Raw genomic sequence first — 369 nt, 5'->3', positions numbered from 1 at the left:
GTTGCTGTCGGATCGTTCACTGTACCAGTGAGTGCTGGTGTGCTGTCGTTCGTCAACACATCATCAAGTACAACCACTGGCGGTGTGATGTCTGCAGAGACTGTGCCTGTACCTGGCAATGAAGTATTGCCTGCAGGGTCAGTCGCTGTTGCAGTCACGGTATCGCCATCCACCAGGTTACCCGGATTTGGTACTGACCAGCTGCCGTCTGTGCCTGCCACGACTGTTGCAGTGGTGCCATCAGGGAAGCTGACAGTCACTGTTGAACCCGCTTCTGCTGTACCGCTCACTGGGTCAGTTGCATTGATTGGATCAAGTACAGGTGCATTTGGTGCGGTGGTATCAATTGTATAAGTTTGTGTATCATTA

General features: G+C 52.0%; 1 protein-coding gene. It reads right to left on the bottom strand.

Annotation, left to right across the window (positions count from 1 at the left end):
• On the bottom strand, positions 1–369 hold a 369-nt coding region (locus J536_RS24810), incomplete at both ends, for an Ig-like domain-containing protein (protein WP_228130733.1).

Source organism: Acinetobacter sp. 809848, from assembly GCF_000581275.1.
GTDB lineage: Bacteria > Pseudomonadota > Gammaproteobacteria > Pseudomonadales > Moraxellaceae > Acinetobacter > Acinetobacter pittii.
Note: the sequence above shows the minus strand (reverse complement) of the source record. Positions and strands in the feature narration are given on the sequence as shown.